This is a genomic window from Enterobacter sp. RHBSTW-00994 (genome assembly GCF_013782625.1).
In the GTDB taxonomy this organism is placed as follows: domain Bacteria; phylum Pseudomonadota; class Gammaproteobacteria; order Enterobacterales; family Enterobacteriaceae; genus Enterobacter.
Window position 1 is genome coordinate 2,945,178 of the sequence record NZ_CP056199.1, and the last position, 17,146, is coordinate 2,962,323.

The 17,146-nt window shown below is 51.7% G+C and carries 13 protein-coding genes and 2 tRNA genes; 8 read left to right on the plus strand and 7 right to left on the minus strand.

The annotated features are described in order from the left end of the window. Positions 1 to 104 precede the first annotated feature (104 nt). Positions 105 to 1,181 carry a porin gene (locus HV346_RS14255; protein WP_181619974.1) on the plus strand — a complete coding sequence of 359 codons (1,077 nt, stop codon included), beginning with the start codon at positions 105 to 107 and terminating at the stop codon, positions 1,179 to 1,181. A gap of 57 nt (positions 1,182 to 1,238) precedes the next feature. Here the strand turns inward: HV346_RS14255 and HV346_RS14260 are convergent, their stop codons facing one another. Further along, positions 1,239 to 2,102 carry an N-acetylmuramic acid 6-phosphate etherase gene (locus HV346_RS14260; protein WP_181619975.1) on the minus strand — a complete coding sequence of 288 codons (864 nt, stop codon included), beginning with the start codon at positions 2,100 to 2,102 and terminating at the stop codon, positions 1,239 to 1,241. 164 nt (positions 2,103 to 2,266) lie between these two features. Between HV346_RS14260 and HV346_RS14265 the strand changes: the two genes are divergently transcribed. Then, a complete protein-coding gene (locus HV346_RS14265; RefSeq protein ID WP_181619976.1) occupies positions 2,267 to 3,895 on the plus strand; it encodes a sensor histidine kinase in 1,629 nt (542 codons plus the stop codon). Beyond that, the gene (dcuR, locus tag HV346_RS14270; RefSeq protein ID WP_181619977.1) at positions 3,892 to 4,611 is read left to right on the plus strand and encodes a two-component system response regulator DcuR; all 720 of its coding nucleotides are present in this window, start codon (positions 3,892 to 3,894) and stop codon (positions 4,609 to 4,611) included. The genes HV346_RS14265 and dcuR overlap by 4 nt, the downstream gene beginning before the upstream one ends. Here the strand turns inward: dcuR and HV346_RS14275 are convergent. Both HV346_RS14275 and HV346_RS14280 read right to left on the minus strand, forming a co-directional pair. Beyond that, positions 4,592 to 5,554 (minus strand): FAD:protein FMN transferase, encoded by a 963-nt coding sequence (locus HV346_RS14275; RefSeq protein WP_181619978.1) that lies wholly within the window; start codon positions 5,552 to 5,554, stop codon positions 4,592 to 4,594. The genes dcuR and HV346_RS14275 overlap by 20 nt on opposite strands. A gap of 96 nt (positions 5,555 to 5,650) precedes the next feature. After that, positions 5,651 to 8,431, minus strand: coding sequence for a flavocytochrome c (locus HV346_RS14280; RefSeq protein ID WP_181619979.1), 2,781 nt, complete (start codon positions 8,429 to 8,431; stop codon positions 5,651 to 5,653). A 608-nt stretch (positions 8,432 to 9,039) separates the two neighbouring features. Between HV346_RS14280 and HV346_RS14285 the strand changes: the two genes are divergently transcribed. Both HV346_RS14285 and fumA read left to right on the plus strand, forming a co-directional pair. Continuing rightward, positions 9,040 to 10,548, plus strand: a complete 1,509-nt coding sequence (locus HV346_RS14285) for an anion permease (protein WP_203452675.1) — start codon at positions 9,040 to 9,042, stop codon at positions 10,546 to 10,548. Positions 10,549 to 10,603: 55 nt separating this feature from the next. Further along, positions 10,604 to 12,253: a class I fumarate hydratase FumA gene (gene fumA, locus HV346_RS14290; RefSeq protein WP_181619980.1), complete on the plus strand. Its 1,650-nt coding sequence runs from the start codon at positions 10,604 to 10,606 to the stop codon at positions 12,251 to 12,253. A 209-nt stretch (positions 12,254 to 12,462) separates the two neighbouring features. Here the strand turns inward: fumA and HV346_RS14295 are convergent. Continuing rightward, positions 12,463 to 12,552 (minus strand) — tRNA-Ser (locus HV346_RS14295). A gap of 92 nt (positions 12,553 to 12,644) precedes the next feature. Between HV346_RS14295 and mtfA the strand changes: the two genes are divergently transcribed. Both mtfA and HV346_RS14305 read left to right on the plus strand, forming a co-directional pair. Next, positions 12,645 to 13,442: a DgsA anti-repressor MtfA gene (gene mtfA, locus HV346_RS14300; RefSeq protein WP_181619981.1), complete on the plus strand. Its 798-nt coding sequence runs from the start codon at positions 12,645 to 12,647 to the stop codon at positions 13,440 to 13,442. A 100-nt stretch (positions 13,443 to 13,542) separates the two neighbouring features. Continuing rightward, positions 13,543 to 13,618 (plus strand) — tRNA-Asn (locus HV346_RS14305). A 63-nt stretch (positions 13,619 to 13,681) separates the two neighbouring features. Here the strand turns inward: HV346_RS14305 and ldtA are convergent. After that, positions 13,682 to 14,593 (minus strand): L,D-transpeptidase, encoded by a 912-nt coding sequence (gene ldtA, locus HV346_RS14310; protein WP_181619982.1) that lies wholly within the window; start codon positions 14,591 to 14,593, stop codon positions 13,682 to 13,684. Positions 14,594 to 14,724: 131 nt separating this feature from the next. Between ldtA and HV346_RS14315 the strand changes: the two genes are divergently transcribed. After that, positions 14,725 to 15,618 carry a LysR family transcriptional regulator gene (locus HV346_RS14315; RefSeq protein WP_181619983.1) on the plus strand — a complete coding sequence of 298 codons (894 nt, stop codon included), beginning with the start codon at positions 14,725 to 14,727 and terminating at the stop codon, positions 15,616 to 15,618. Here HV346_RS14315 and HV346_RS14320 read toward each other — a convergent pair. Beyond that, positions 15,584 to 16,477, minus strand: a complete 894-nt coding sequence (locus HV346_RS14320) for a DUF6282 family protein (RefSeq protein WP_181619984.1) — start codon at positions 16,475 to 16,477, stop codon at positions 15,584 to 15,586. The two genes, HV346_RS14315 and HV346_RS14320, sit on opposite strands and share 35 nt — an antisense overlap. Beyond that, positions 16,474 to 17,142 (minus strand): RraA family protein, encoded by a 669-nt coding sequence (locus HV346_RS14325; RefSeq protein WP_181619985.1) that lies wholly within the window; start codon positions 17,140 to 17,142, stop codon positions 16,474 to 16,476. Before HV346_RS14325 ends, HV346_RS14320 begins: the two co-directional genes overlap by 4 nt. Between the last annotated feature and the right edge of the window lie 4 nt (positions 17,143 to 17,146).

Below are 17,146 nucleotides of genomic sequence, written 5' to 3' on the forward strand. Positions count from 1 at the left end.
TATATTTTTGAAACTAAATGCGAACACTTAGAATAGTATCAACCCCGTGATTCCGGAGGGTAATCACGTATATTCATAATATCTATATTTAAAGGGAATATATAATGAAAAGAAAAGTTCTGGCTATTCTTGTACCCGCATTATTAGTGGCTGGCGCAGCAAATGCAGCCGAAATCTACAGCAAAGACGGCAACAAAATAGATTTCTACGGCAAAATGGTCGGTGAACGCGTCTGGTCGAGCACTGATAGCAACAACAGCGAGAATGCTGATACCTCTTACGCACGTTTCGGCGTCAGAGGCGAAACGCAAATCAACACTCAACTGACGGGTTTCGGCCAGTTTGAATACAACATCGATGCCAGCAAACCTGAAGGTAGCCAGGACGAAAGCACCCGTCTGGCTTTTGCTGGCCTGAAATACGCTGACTACGGCTCATTCGATTATGGCCGTAACTACGGCGTAGCCTATGATGCAGCTGCGTATACTGATATGTTAGTTGAATGGGGTGGCGATTCATGGGCCTCTGCAGACAACTTCATGAATGGTCGTGCCAACGGTGTAGCAACTTACCGTAATACCGATTTCTTCGGCATGGTTGATGGCCTTAATTTCGCGCTGCAATACCAGGGCAAGAATGACAACCGCGTCCAAAGCAAAGCAAATGGCGACGGCTACAGTATGTCCGTCAACTACAATGTAGATGGTTTTGGCTTTGTCGGCGTTTATGGTAAATCTGACCGTACCAACCAGCAGAGTGCTGATGGCTACGGCGACAACGCAGAAGTCTGGTCACTGGCTGCAAAATATGACGCAAACAGTGTCTATGCTGCAGTGATGTACGGCGAAACCCGTAACATGACGAAAACGGGCTCAGACCACGGTTTTGCTAACAAAACCCAGAACATTGAAGCTGTCATTCAGTACCAATTCGATTTCGGCCTGCGTCCATCCCTGGGCTACGTCTATTCTCAGGGCAAAGACCTGGGTGCTAAAGACGGCCAGAAAGGCGTTAACGCAGATCGTGTCAATTACATCGAAGTGGGTACCTGGTACTACTTCAACAAAAACATGAACGTGTACACCGCTTATAAATTCAACCTGCTGGATGAAGAAGACGGTGCGATTACCGGTAACGCCACTGACGACCAGTTCGCAATGGGTATTGTTTACCAGTTCTAATCCCCATCAATACCAAAGCCCGCGTTAGCGGGCTTTTTTTGTCTTTAAGGCTTATTCTTAAGGTGCTTCCTGCAATGCCACGCGAATAAATCCATTATTCTGTGCAAGCAAGTCATGGGCTTTCCATGCATCCAGCCCAGTGAGCACCATCAACACCGCTGTTTTGCAATTACCGTTACAACTCTCCAGCGCGGCTTTCGCGACAGACCGGTTACACCCTCCCGCTTCCATCACGATGGCAATTTGCCGCTCAGCCCATTTGGTGCTGCTGGCTTCAAGGTCAACGCGCAAGTTGCTGTATACGCGGCCGGAACGAATAGCCAGGCCAGTCATAATCATATTGAGGATCATTTTTTGGGCGATCCCCGCTTTGGCATTCACGTACCCCGCCACGACATCTGCACCAAGTTCAGGGGCAATCACCATGCTCGCTAATTGTGCGGCTTCACTTTGCGCATCCTCAGTAATGATAGCGACAGGCGAACCCAGCGACCAGCCATGGCGCATCGCTCCCCAGACCCAGGGCGTCTTTCCACTGACGGTGAGCGCCAACATCATATCGTGCTCGCCAAAGTTGATATCCTGAAGGGCGGCAACACCGCGTTCATAGCTTCCCGCCACATCACCCGCCGTCAGGCTGATGACTGGATGTTTTCCAGGCGCAAATTCTGCCGCCGCTTGTTCGGCCATGCGTCCCGAAGGCCCCGCGCCAACGATCACTAAACGGCCACCGTGACTAAGCGTCGCCGCCGCATTATCCACGACACGAGCAATGGTATTTAAAAATGGTGTAATAGCGTCGGAGATCTGTGCATCGTCCTGGTGAATGACATTCAGCATATCCAGCGTAGACAATCTGTCGATATTCATCGTGCTGGCGTGCCGTCTTTCCTTGACTGAACCGGTAAGCATAATGCTCATAAACTGCCTCCTTCTTATGAGTTCCCACACACTATAAAGTGTTTTATATGGATGACCTGCGAAGGGGGTCACGAAAAGAAGAGCATTTGCATGCTTTTACATGGCTTTAAGAAAAGCGCGTCATCGGCGATAATTAGCCCTTTCTTATTCATCGCGGAGTTTTAATGAGCGATTTACAGCCTTTCACTCTGACGCGCAAGCGTCCCATGAAACTGAACACATTAGTGACGTTAATGGTGTGCGGGATTATCGGCTCGGTTTTGCTGGTCGTGTTTGCACTCTATTCAGTGCAGATCACCAGAGCAACTCGTGATGATGTCAAAGATACAGCCCTCGGGATTGCCAGAACCCTTGCTGACAGCCCGGAAGTCAAACGCGGGCTAATGCAACCGCCTCAAGCCGATATCATTCAGCCCATTGCCCAGGCCGTGACGCAGCGCAACGACCTGCTGTTTGCGGTTGTCACTGACATGCGGGGCATCCGTTATTCTCACCCGAACGAAGCCCTGCTTGGGCTGCATTTTATTGGTGATGACCTGCTTCCGGCTTTAGAGGGCAAAGAGAATGTCTCGGTGAACCGGGGCGTCCTCGCTGAAGCCTTGCGCGTTTTTACCCCCATCTATGATGCCCAACACCAGCAGATTGGCGTTGTCGTGGTAGGGATCTCACTCAATAAAGTGGAAGAACAGATTACTCGAGGTCGCCAAAACGCCCTCTGGACAATTCTTTTCAGTATTCTGATGAGTTCATTGGGGATCTGGGGTCTGGTTCGGGTTCTGAAGCGCATCCTGTTTGGTCTCGAACCCTATGAAATTTCGGCGTTATTTGAACAACGCCAGGCGATGTTGCAGTCGCTCAGAGAAGGTGTTGTTGCTGTCGATATTCAGGGGCGGGTTACGATGATAAACCATGCCGCACGGCAGATGTTACTTCTGCCCGCAGGTCACCAGACCGAAACATCAGGTGAAGCGCCCCACTCTCCTCTGCTGGCAAGCCTGCGCGACGTATCGAAAACGGGTGTTGCGCGGCAGGATCAGGAAATTAACTGCAATGGGCGGCTGTTACTGTGCAATATGGTTCCAGTCAAAAGTCAAAACCAGATCATTGGTGCAATCAGCACCTTCCGCGATAAAACCGAGATCAGCCAGTTGATGCAACGTATTGACGGTATGGTCAACTATGTCGATGCGCTTCGCTCCCACACCCATGAATTTATGAATAAGCTGCATGTAATTCTGGGCCTGCTGCACATGAAGCGTTATGACAAACTGGAAGAGTACATTATCCAGACAGCACATAATTATCAGACCGATATTGGGGCGATTCAGCACAAAATTAAATCGCCGGTGATTGCCGGCTTTCTGCTGGGCAAAATTAATCGCGCCAAAGAGGCCGGAGTCAGCCTGTCATTGGCGGATGAATGTCAATTGCCGGATACCGCCAATGAACAACAGGTGGCTGTGCTGATTACCGTTCTGGGCAATTTGATTGAAAATGCCCTGGATGCCATGGTCGGTCAGGCTGAAGGTGAAATCAGCCTGCTGCTGCACTATCAAAATGGCTGGCTCAGTTGTGAGGTCAGCGATGACGGTCCGGGAATCGACCCCATGCGGCTTGACGATATTTTTACGAAGGGCTACTCAACGAAGGGTGAAAACCGTGGTGTTGGGCTGTTCCTTGCACGTCAACAGCTCCAGAATCTGGGCGGAGATATCACCGTCGAATCGGAGCCTGGCGTATTTACCCAATTTTTTGTTCAGATCCCCTGGGATAGCGAGAGGAATATCGCGTGATAAATGTATTAATTGTCGATGATGATGCCATGGTAGCCGACCTCAACCGTCTGTACGTCAACCGTGTAGAAGGTTTCAGCTGCTGTGGCGTCGCCTCCACGCTTAACCAGGCCGAGGCGCTCATCAATAATCCGGGTCACCCCATCGATCTGGTGCTGCTGGATGTCTATATGCAGCAAGACAATGGGCTTGATCTTCTGCCCATTATTCGCGCGTCAGGTCGCCCTATTGATGTGATTATGATCTCATCAGCCTCTGATGCCACGACAATCCAGACCTCGATGCACTACGGCGTGGTGGACTATCTGATTAAACCCTTCCAGTTCCCACGCTTTGAAGAGGCGCTCAACGGCTGGAAAGCCAAAAACAGCCTGATGGGTTCACACCAGTATTATGAGCAGGCGGATGTGGACAGGCTGCTGCACGGCGGAGCGCCTGAGCTGGCCGACAGCAAGCGACTGCCAAAAGGACTCACCCCGCAAACGCTGCGCACCATTTGTCAGTGGATTGACGGACATCCGGAGACAGAATTCTCAACCGATGACCTGGCGAATGCAGTCAACATTTCGCGCGTGTCGTGTCGTAAATATCTGATTTGGCTTGCGCAAATCAACATTCTGTTTACCAGCATTCACTACGGCGCGACCGGACGTCCGGTCTATCGTTATCGCCTCCAGCCAGAGCAGATGGCACTGCTCAGACAATATTGCCAGTAACGCGGTATTGGCTGTCCAATAACGTAAAGCGGAAGTGGTTCATCGACGAGATAACAACCTCTTTCGCTTTCGTCACAAAGATTGCCTCAATATCGGGCCGCGCATGCAGCGCGGCACATCCCTTCTCAACGCCCATGCCATACATCAGCGTGGTCCAGATATCGCCGTCGAGAGAGTGGGATGAAATAATCGTGACACTGTCCAGCTCATTATCCAGCGGATATCCCGTACGGGGATCAAGGATGTGGTGATAGCGTTTGCCATTTAGCTCAAAATAACGCTCATACGTCCCCGACGTCACGACGGAGAGATTCTCCACCTCCATCGACCCAATCAGTTCATCGTGTGCAAAGGGCTTTTTCAATCCCACGCTCCAGCCCCCTTCCGGCGATCCTAGCGTCTGAATATTACCGCCCAGATTTATCAGCCCCCGTTCAACGCCCTGTTTGCGCAGATAATCCCGCACCCGATCAGCAATATACCCTTTGGCGATTGCACCAAGATCAATCTCCATGCCCGCCTGAGTCAGAAAAACGCTGGTATTTGCGTCATCAAGTACCACATCGTCAGGATGAGTGATGGCAAGCAGTGCACGAATCTCCTGTGCCGGCGGCACGGTGTCGCCCTTAAAACCAATTTTCCAGCGTTTCACCAGTGGGCCAATCGCCAGATTAAATGCACTTCCCGGCAGCACGCTGGCGGCTTTAGCACAACGAATCAGCTCATACACCGGGCGGCTAACGACCACCGGATGCTGCCCGGCCGCAAGGTTGATATCCATCACCTGAGAAGGTACACGGTTTACAGTGAGTAAATCTTCATACTGCTTGATTAAGCGGAAAACGCGAGAAGCCAGGGCTTCGTCGTGGGAAAAAAGCTTCAGGAGAATGGGAGACCCCATCAGGACGGCAGAATAGCTGTAAACGCGATGATCGGCAGGCATGCAGTAGCTCCTCGGTTGTAGCCCCGGTCAGCGCCACGCCGCCGGGGAGATTGCCGGACAAGCGTGATGCTTATCCGGCCTACAATGACGGCTGACTTATGCTTTTTTTGAACGCATCGCCGCCTGATGCCCGGCAAGAGTACCAAAAATAATGATATCCGCCACTGCGTTGCCGCCGATACGGTTGCCGCCGTGGATACCGCCAACCACTTCACCAGCGGCAAATGCCCCTGGGATCACGTTGTGATCGTTATCCAGCACGCAGGTGTCGGTGTTGATTGTCACCCCGCCCATTGTATGGTGCACACCTGGCGCAATCTGGATCGCGTGGAACGGGCCTTCATTGATTGGTGCACGCAATGCGGTCGTACGGCCAAAATCATCATCATGCTGTTTTTCAACAAAGCTGTTGTAGCGCTCCAGCGTCGCCAGGAAGGTGTGGTAATCCATACCCAATGCTTCTGCCAGTGCTTTTGGTGAACTGGCGCTGGTGACAAACCCTTTGGCAATGTATTCGTCAGCGGCTTTGTTTTTAGCACGGACATGCTCATCAAAGACGATGTAGGCATATTTTTCAGGCAGGGCGATGATCTGCGCCGATACTTTGTCGCGGGTCTCCATTTCGTTGAAGAAACGGCGCCCTTGCTGGTTCACCAGAATGGCCCCGCCACCACGAATTGATTCGGAAATCAGGTACGAGGTTTTCTGTTCCACGGTTGGATGGATCTGGATCTCACCCATATCCACAGTCCCCGCGCCAATGCGTTCCAGTAATGCGATACCGCCGCCTGTCGCACCTTTATGGTTGGTGGTCACAAAGCCTTCCAGGTCAGGGCGATATTTTACGACCATTTGGCTGTTTGCACTGAATCCACCGGTTGCCATGATGACGCTTTTGGTCGCGACGGTGACAATGTCGTTCTCTTCCGTCGTTAAACGCACGCCCGTCACTTCACCGTTTTCGAAGATAATCTCGCTTACTGACGTATCAAGCATCACGTCGATATTGCGTTTGTTGACGTTACGCACCAGACCGCTGATCAGATAACCGCCTACCGCAGAACCATCTTTTGGACGGTGGGTACGGTCAATGCTCATTCCCCCGGTGGTGGTGATGTCGTTCAGCATAATCCCACGCGTTGCCAGCCATTCAATGGCCTCTGGCGCATTTTCAACAAAGCGGCGCAGCAGCTCTGGATTATTTTTGTTTTTGCCGCCTTTCAGCGTCTCCTGGTAGAACAGCTCTTTGCTGTCCTGGATACCTTTCACACGCTGGAAACGGGTTTCCGCAGCGTTCATCCCGGCAGACGCTTTGATGGTGTTCCCGCCGATAGTCGGCATTTTCTCAACAATCAGTACGCTAGCGCCTTCATCGTGAGCCTGAATAGCCGCGGCCAGCCCTGCGCCGCCACTCCCGACAACCACAACGTCTACGCATTTGGTTTCATTAGGATCTACACCCTCTTCAGCAGCAAGTGCCTTACTGGATTTCACCATCGCTTTTGACACCGCTTTCTTAACCGCTTCGCTTTGGCTGGTTGCCCCCGTGATGGCATCCACATGCGGGGTGTTGGCATCCAGAATACGCGAGCGGATCTCTTCGAAGCTGGTCACAAACTCAACGTCCTGATTTGGACCTTCAGCCAGCTCAATATCGGCAATACGGTCGGTCTCCAGGCTGACATTGATGACCAGCTCATTCACATCATCCTGCACTTTCTCGACAAACATGCCCGGTTTGAATCTGGATTCCGTCATGCTCATATCGCGGATCATCGCCTCTACCAGCGAGAATCGCCACAGCGGCTCCGGGATGCTCAACGCTTCACGTTTGGTGCTGTCCATAAACAGCTCAAGGGTTTCACCCTCACGAATGCGGTCAGTCCAGTCCGGGTATGCAATGGTCGCACGACCCACGGCAATCAGGTCGTAGCCGTGATCCAGCGCGTCATTCACATCCGACGCATTGACGACGCCGCCCACGCCCATCACCGGTATTTGTGCCAGCGTTTCTGAACGCAACGCACAATATTTTTCGATAAGCGGGGTCGGATCTTGTGTATCGACAATGGACGGACGCAGCGTTGCGCCAACGGAAAAGTGCAGATAATCCACACCACGTGCCGCCAGTTTTTCCAGCAAATACATGGTGTCGTCAAAGCGAATTCCGGGGACTTCCATCTCTTCCGGGGAGAAGCGGTAGCCAATGATGAATGCGTCATCTGCGTACTGGCGTACCATTTTGTGGGTGATATCCAGCACAGCCAGCGGGAACTTCGCACGGTTGTCACGGCTGCCACCCCATTCATCGTCACGCTGGTTAGAGTTCGGAGAGTAGAATTGCTGGATCAGATAGGTGTTCGCACCGTGGATCTCGACACCATCGAAACCGGCCTGAATGGCACGGCGAACGGCCTCACCAAACTTGCCGATCATGCCTTCTACTTCGTCTGCCGTTAAGGCAACCGGCGTTGCAGCCCCATCGCGCGGTGCAGCAACAGCACTTGGTCCAACAGGGGTACGGCCACCGATCAGTTTTGGGTCGACCATACGACCACCATGATAAATCTGCAGAAGGGCTTTCGACCCTTTGGATTTAATGGCCTCCGCGATTTTGGCCAGACCGGCGATTTTCTCATCGTTATCGATGCCAATCGCGCCAGGGAAAGCCAGGCCGAGATCGTCGACAAAACAGCATTCCACGATGATTGTACCGATGCTGCCAGAACGCGCCCGGTAGTACTCCACCAGCTCACTGGTGACTGTGCCGTCATAATAACCAGTACAGGTGGTCATTGGGGCCATTAATAAGCGGTTTTTCAGTTCTGTGCCATTCGGTAATGTGAATGGGCTAAGAATACGTTCGTTAGTGCTCATAATAGAAACTCCAAACTTTAAAAATTAAGAATTCGTTATCGGGCCAGGTTTTATTTCGTTTTTATGCCGATGTCATGATATTAATATAGCGGTTTTTTTAGTTTCTAAAGTTATTACGTTAGTTATAAAACTATTTAATCACTGCAATAACATTAATAACACATTGGTGTTAGCAATATAAATTAAGCCGTTTACATATATTTAAAAACCGTTAACTTTTTAGTTACTTTAACTGTCATTATAAAATCAATAAAAACACCATAAAAACAATGAGTTAATAAAAACAATCGTTTGCTATTGAGATTAAATTGTGAAGATAAATGTCGCAAAACAAATAATACCCATATAACTCTATATAGTTATTAAGCAAAGATTAAAAATGCTTCCCTCATTCTATTTTATTGATCGCGATCAACAGAAGTAGCCCCCAAAGGAGCAATATATAAATATCATCATTTTTTAATTTAGCGCATTCAAAACTGCGTTAAATCGTTATTAGTGAAATTGCAAAATACGACTTTAATAACTAAAGAAAGAAAAGAAACTAAAGAAATCAAATTTGTAATTTCAGGCTAAATCGAATTACTGACAACTTAAGACGCGAAACTATGAATACAAAAACTGCTGTAACGCCCACAGTGGCGAGCAAGCCAACAGACGGAAATAAAAAACGTCTGCTGATGATGGCACTGCCGATTATCGTCGCGGTACTGCTGCTGTTTGTTCCTGTACCTGATGGATTGCCTCCCTATGCATGGCATTACTTCGCCATCTTTGTCGGTGTCATCGTCGGGTTAATCTTCGAACCTTTACCGGGCGCAGTCATTGGCCTGACGGGTGTCGTGGCCATTGCACTGTGCAGCCAGTGGGTGCTGTTCAGCCCGGAACAACTGGCTGATCCAAAGTTCAAACTCGCAGGTGCGTCCTTTAAATGGGCCGTGAGCGGCTTTGGTAACTCAACGGTATGGCTGATTTTCGGTGCATTCATGTTCGCCGCAGGCTATGACAAAACGCGCTTCGGTCGCCGTCTGGCGCTGATTCTGGTGAAATATCTGGGCCGCCGCAGCCTCACTCTCGGGTATGCCATCACCTTCGCCGATCTGCTGCTGGCTCCGTTTACTCCCTCCAATACCGCGCGTAGTGGCGGGACCATCTACCCGATTATCGCCAACCTGCCGCCGCTGTATGGTTCTAAACCGAACGACCCAAGCGCACGTAAGATTGGTTCTTACCTGATGTGGGTCGCAATTACCGCAGCCTGTATCACCAGTTCAATGTTCCTCTCCGCCCTGGCCCCTAACCTGCTGGCACTGGCGCTGGTGAAAAGCATCGTAGGGATTAACATCTCCTGGGGGACCTGGTTCATTGCCTTCCTTCCACTGGGTGTCCTGCTGATTTTAGTTATGCCGCTGCTGGCCTACTGGTTCTACCCACCTGAAGTAAAAGTGAATGATGAAGTGCCGCTGTGGGCATGCCGTGAGCTGGAAAAACTGGGCAAACTGTCACGTAATGAAATCCTGCTGCTGGTGTTTGTATGCTGTGCGCTGCTGATGTGGATCTTCGCTGCCGCCTGGATTGAACCTGCGATGGCTGCTCTGCTCATTGTCAGCCTGATGCTGTGGACTGGCGTGCTGGAATGGAACGACATCACCGGTAACAAAGCGGCCTGGAACACTTTCGTCTGGTTCGCCACGCTGGTCGCCCTGGCTGACGGCCTCTCCTCTACGGGCTTCATCAGCTGGTTGGGTAAGGAAGGTGGCTTGTTGATGAGCGGCATCTCTCCGGGTGTTGCCACCATCGTTCTGCTGCTGGCGTTCTACCTGCTGCACTACCTGTTCGCCAGCACCACCGCGCACACCACAGCGTTGCTGCCCGCGATGCTGACCATCGCCGCCACGATCCCAGGCATGAACATGGAAGTGTTTGTTCTGCTGATGGTGACATCCCTCGGTATCATGGGGATCATCACCCCATACGGTACTGGCCCAAGCCCGATTTACTATGGTAGTGGCTACCTGCCGACCAAAGATTACTGGCGTCTGGGTACGATCTTCGGGGCCATCTTCCTGGCCGCCCTACTGCTGATTGGCTATCCGTGGATGTCAATGATGTTCTGATTCATAACCGCCGGAGGCTAACGTCCGGCGGTTTTATTTTATGGAGTGATGAGCTATGTCGAATAAACCGTTTGTTTACCAGGATCCGTTCCCACTGGAAAAAGACAACACCGAATACTATTTGCTGACTAAAGAGCATGTCTCTGTTGCCGAATTTGAAGGACAGGAAATCCTGAAAGTGGAGCCAGAAGCCCTGACACTTCTGGCACAACAAGCCTTCCACGATGCAGCATTTATGCTGCGTCCTTCTCACCAGAAACAAGTTGCGGCCATCCTTAGCGACCCCGACGCCAGTGAAAACGACAAATACGTTGCACTGCAGTTCCTGCGTAACTCTGAAATTGCTGCCAAAGGCATTCTGCCAACCTGCCAGGACACCGGCACAGCGATCATCATGGGTAAAAAAGGCCAGCGCGTCTGGACAGGCGGTGGCGATGAAGCCGCTCTGAGCCAGGGCGTATATAACACCTACATCGAAGACAACCTGCGTTACTCCCAGAATGCAGCGCTGGATATGTATAAAGAGGTGAATACCGGTACGAACCTGCCAGCCCAGATCGATCTCTACAGCGTGGATGGCAACGAGTATAAATTCCTGTGCATGGCAAAAGGCGGCGGTTCAGCTAACAAAACCTATCTTTACCAGGAAACCAAAGCGCTGATTACACCCGCTAAATTGAAAAATTACCTGGTTGAGAAGATGCGAACCCTGGGAACGGCGGCCTGCCCTCCTTACCATATCGCGTTTGTTATCGGCGGAACCTCTGCTGAAAGTACGCTGAAAACCGTGAAACTGGCCTCCACCCGTTACTACGACGGTTTACCCACCGAAGGGAATGCGCATGGCCAGGCATTCCGTGATGTTCAGCTTGAACAGGAACTGTTGCAGGAAGCGCAGAATCTCGGTCTGGGCGCGCAGTTTGGCGGAAAATATTTTGCCCATGACATCCGCGTGATCCGTCTGCCACGCCACGGTGCATCTTGCCCGATTGGTATGGGTGTATCCTGCTCCGCAGACCGTAACATCAAGGCCAAAATCAACCGCGACGGTATCTGGATTGAAAAACTGGAACATAATCCAGGGCAGTACATTCCGGAATCACTGCGTCGGCAGGGCGAAGGTGAAGTGGTCAGCATTAACCTAAACCGCCCAATGAATGAGATCCTGGCACAGCTTTCCGCGCATCCAGTGTCTACTCGTTTATCACTGAACGGGACCATCATCGTGGCGCGTGATATTGCCCACGCCAGGCTGAAAGAGCTTCTCGACAATGGCGAAGAACTGCCGCAGTACGTGAAAGATCACCCGATCTATTACGCAGGACCAGCTAAAACGCCTGAAGGCTATGCATCCGGCTCACTCGGCCCAACCACCGCAGGCCGTATGGACTCCTACGTAGACTTACTGCAATCTCACGGGGCGAGCATGGTCATGCTGGCGAAAGGCAACCGTAGCCAGCAGGTCACAGATGCTTGCCATAAACATGGTGGTTTCTACCTGGGTAGCATCGGTGGCCCGGCGGCTGTGCTGGCGCAAAACAGCATCAAGAGCCTGGAGTGTGTGGCTTACCCAGAACTGGGCATGGAAGCTATCTGGAAAATCGAGGTTGAAAACTTCCCGGCGTTTATCCTGGTGGATGACAAAGGCAACGATTTCTTCCAGCAAATCCAGAACAAACAGTGCGCAGGTTGTTCCCAGCGCTAACTGTTCTCATCAAAAAGCCAGGCACTTGCCTGGCTTTTTTATTTCATCCTTCACTGGTTTCACTCTTTTGTAAAACACTCTGATTTAGCTCACATATATGGCGGCTCAACGGTAAAGGGCTATTCCTTCTCATCAACGGAGTGATAAGGTACTCCACGCACAGTAAGTCTGTGGAGAAAGCATCAGGAAGGGTATTCGGTGGAGGATAGTGGCGGAGAGAGGGGGATTTGAACCCCCGGTAGAGTCGCCCCTACTCTGGTTTTCGAGACCAGTCCGTTCAGCCGCTCCGGCATCTCTCCGTTTTGATGGTTGCCATCATGCCGCGTTGTTTGGCATTTTAACAGACCCTACCTTTCAATTTTGTTCTAGTGACGAGTTTGCGAGCAAAGCGATGATTAAGTGGCCCTGGAAATCGAATGATGCAAGTCGAAATATGGCGCTGCCCTGGGATGAGGCACTGGCAATCCCTGTGCTGGCCAATCTCCCACCGGACGAACAGTCAAAGCTGATTCAACTGGCAGATCGTTTTCTGCAGCAAAAGCGCCTGGTGGCGCTGCAAGGTTTTGAGCTGGATGCCTTAAAAAGTACCCGCATCGCCCTGCTCTTCTGCTTACCTGTCCTGGAGCTCGGCATCGAGTGGCTGGATGGTTTCCACGAAGTCCTCATCTATCCTGCACCGTTTGTGGTGGATGACGAATGGCAGGATGATATCGGCCTTGTGCACAACCAGCGCGTAGTGCAATCAGGACAAAGCTGGCAGCAAGGTCCCATCATCCTCAACTGGCTGGATATTCAGGACTCCTTCGACGCCTCAGGTTTTAACCTCATCATTCACGAAGTGGCGCATAAACTGGATACCCGCAATGGTGATCGGGCCAGTGGTGTACCGCTGATCCCATTACGCGAAGTGGCTGGCTGGGAACATGACTTGCATGCCGCGATGGACAACATCCAGGATGAGATCGACCTGGTGGGTGAGAGTGCTGCCAGCATTGATGCCTATGCCGCCACCGATCCTGCGGAATGTTTTGCTGTGTTGTCAGAATACTTCTTCAGTGCGCCTGAGTTGTTTGCCCCCCGCTTCCCGGCCCTGTGGCAGCGTTTTAGCCATTTTTACCAGCAAGATCCATTGCAGCGTTTACGTAAGAATGAGGAACATGGTGGCAATTCGCCCACTCAAGTTCACTAAAACAGCAGTTTGAAGCTTAATTAATCATTTGAATCAGCATGTTAATTTTAGTATTGACACAAATTAGCGAGGCCATTAACATGCGCCTCGTTCAAACGATTCCTCTGTAGTTCAGTCGGTAGAACGGCGGACTGTTAATCCGTATGTCACTGGTTCGAGTCCAGTCAGAGGAGCCATATTTAAGAAGCCCGCTTAAGGAAACTTAAGCGGGCTTTTTGCTTTCTTCAGAATGCTCGGCGTCAGAAGCTGATCTTCACGGGCATTCCAGAGCGGCGATCCAGGGCCGCATCGGCCTTCACGCCATCAACACCGTCCCCTTTAAGTTGCGTCCGCAATGCGGGCGTGATCGGCAGTGGCACTCTGTTCGTTGACTCGAATTCAGCACGATTGCGTGACAACGGCTCATGAACTTCCACCCAACGGCTACCGTCCGGTTCTGTGGTGGCTTTCACCGGCTGATCGATAAGCTGTACACGCGTCCCCACCGGGACATTATCGAACAGGTATTTGATGTCGTCGTTGCGCAGACGAATACAGCCCTGGCTCACCCGCAGCCCGATCCCAAAGTTGGCATTAGTCCCGTGGATTGCGTACAGCTTGCCAATATAAATCGCGTACAGCCCCATCGGATTATCCTCTCCCGGCGGTACGAAAGCAGGCAGGGTCTTGCCTTCCTTCGCGTACTCCCGTCGGGTATTTGGCGTTGGCGTCCAGGCCGGCGCTTCTTGCTTACGCTCCACCTTTGTCACCCAGTTACGCGGGGTTTCACGTCCAGCCTGACCGATGCCAATCGGTAAGATCTCCACCGTATTACCCTCTGCCGGATAGTAGTAAAGCCGCATTTCGGCAACGTTAACCACAATGCCCTGACGCACGGTATCCGGCAAAATCACTTGCTGCGGAATAGTTAACTGGGTTCCGGCTTTTGGCAGGAAGGGATCTACGCCAGGGTTAGCCTCCTGCATATTGCTGAAACCTTGACCGTACTGCGCGGCATAATACTCCAGCGGTTGGGTATTCCCTTCCGGGACCGTTACGGTTAATGGTGCGCCAACCAAACGGCTCCCTTCCGGTGGAAGCGGATAAGATACGGCCAGAGCGCTCTGGGTAACGGCAGCAAGCACAAAGGCAAGCGAGGACAAACGGATCATAATTTCCCTGTTATTAAACATGATGTAGATAGGCTAAATATAACCTTAGCTTAAGGAAAAACTCAAAAATCAGCACAACAGGCAGAGGAATAATGCAAGAATAGGCAGGTTGAACCTGTCAGGAGGACACGATGCTGGAAAATATGAAAGCATTCAGGATGGTTGTGGAATGTCAGGGATTCCGGGCCGCCGCGATTGCCATGAAACTCTCACCGGCCATGGTAAGCCGCAGAATTGAGAAGCTGGAGTTCGAAGTCAACACGCAGCTTATCAAACGCAATTCGCGTCGCATTTCCCTTACGGCCGCCGGTGAACAGTTTTATCAGCGCTGTCTGCTGATTATTGATGAGTATGAATCCTGCCTCAGGGACGTGAAGAGTCTCAGTAATGCAGTCAGCGGCAACCTCAAGGTTGGGATCCCCCACTCCATCAGTAATCTGCATGTTATTCCACATCTGAAAGACTTTTTTGAGTGTTATCCAAATCTTAAACTGGATATCGTCACCGGAAACCACTGCATGGAACTGTTCAGCCACGGTTTTGATCTGGCATTACAGTGTGGCCCATTGCCCGACAGCAATCTGTACTACTCGCTTATTGGTTACTGGCGAAAACATACCTGCCTCTCGCGCAGCTATGCGCAGCAGCACGGCATGCCATCACATCCTGACGAACTGCACAAACATACCTGTCTGCTGCACTTTGATAATCACCGGCGTTCCTGGAAATTCATGATCGAGAACGAATGCACAGAGATCCGTCCCCATTACATGTCCAGAGTTAGCAACAGCCTTGACCTCTGCAATATGGTTCATCAAGGGCTTGGGATTTGCTACCTCCCGGATTTCACCATCAAAGCCGGTATTGAATCAGGCGAAATTATTACCGTACTGGATGAGTTTATGCCTCCGCCGTTACCGATGTATGTGGTGCATATTAATCCGCGTCCGTCCCCCAAAGAACAGGCATTCATTGATTTTATTCGCACCCTCAATCTGGCGACCGCTCCGGATCCAGCATCCTGAGCGGGTTTAACCGGGTCACTGCATCAATCCGCTCTGCACTGAGTCCGGCGGCCTGGAACCAGCGTCGGCTGTCTTCCAGCCATTCACCGATATCCGGCTGGGCGGGTTGGCCCAGATCAGAGCTGTAAACCACATTGTTCACCTGCGTCAGAACATCATACATGTCCTGCGGGGTCTGGTAGCCGAGGTACAGCGTCAACGCGCACTGCTCGACATAGAGCCAGTCGTGTTCTCCCAGCGCGCGGAGTTCTGCCGCCGAAAACCCCGTGATCGGGTTTGCCGGTTGGTTCAACATCAACCGGACGCCGCCAACACGTTCCACGGCTTCAATAAGGCGCAGCGTTTGATCTTTCGAGGTGTGTCCGGAAGAAAGCACAATGTCATGATGTCGTGCGAAATGGATCAGCGCCTCAACGTCAGAGCGTAATTTACCGTCTTCATCGGTTACAGAGAGCGGTTGTCCGGCAAAATAGCGGGCATATTCATTACTGAATGTTCTTGAAAGTGTGCTCTTGTGTGCAGTGGAAACCACCGTGGGTAAATGCACCAGCAACCGGGGAGCACCCTCAAACTGATACTGGCTCAGCGCCTGGCGTACCGTATTCAGGCTCACTCCTCCCGCAGCCGCATTGAGCACCACGGAGCCAAACACAGGCAGCGACATCTCCTGCATAGCCGCCGCCAGCGCACTCACGCTCCCCAGGTGGTTCTTCAATACTACCCCACCCTGATACCGGGCATACTGCTGCCCGGCTTCAAATGCCGAGTAGCGCCGATGGTAGCTATCCGGACGCGCGTGATAATGCACGTCCAGAAACTGCAGCCGGGATGCCCAGTACGCGAAAAATTGACGGGTCATACGTTATTTTCCCAGGGAACGTCATAACCCAGTTGCTGACGGGCAACGTCCAGCGGTGTGCCGGCATTGATGGTACTCAGGATCTGCCGTTCGGTATTTTCGACATTTTCCGCACGCCGGATCACCTCTTCCAGATGTTCGCCGGGGATCACCAGCACGCCATTGTCGTCGCCAAATACCCAGTCGCCAGGGCAAACGGTCACACCGTGGATATCAAGCGCGCACTGCACCTCTTTTACCCGCGCCCGGTTTTTTCCGGAAACCATATAGATATTGCAGGCGAACAGGGGGTAATCCATCTGGCGAATATCGGCAATATCACGGGCTGAACCATAGATGACAGACCCGGCAATCTGCTTTTGCACCGCTTTAGTGGTCAGAATATTCCCCCAGCTCGTGCAGTCCAGACGTCCACCGTTGTCCACCACAATAACGGCTCCGGCCGGAACCTGATCAATATAGTTACCGGCATTCATGAAGCGATTTTTTTCCGGCGTACAGGCTTCATATTGAACGGTAAAAGCCGGCCCCGCGATTTTCTTTCCGCTGATCTGCGGCTTAATACCCAACAGCCCACCCGCAATGTACAAACTGTCCAGCGCATCAGAGACAGCAGCCGTGTCCAGGGCCAACAAGCGCTCTTTAATCGTTTTTTTGGTTGTCATGATT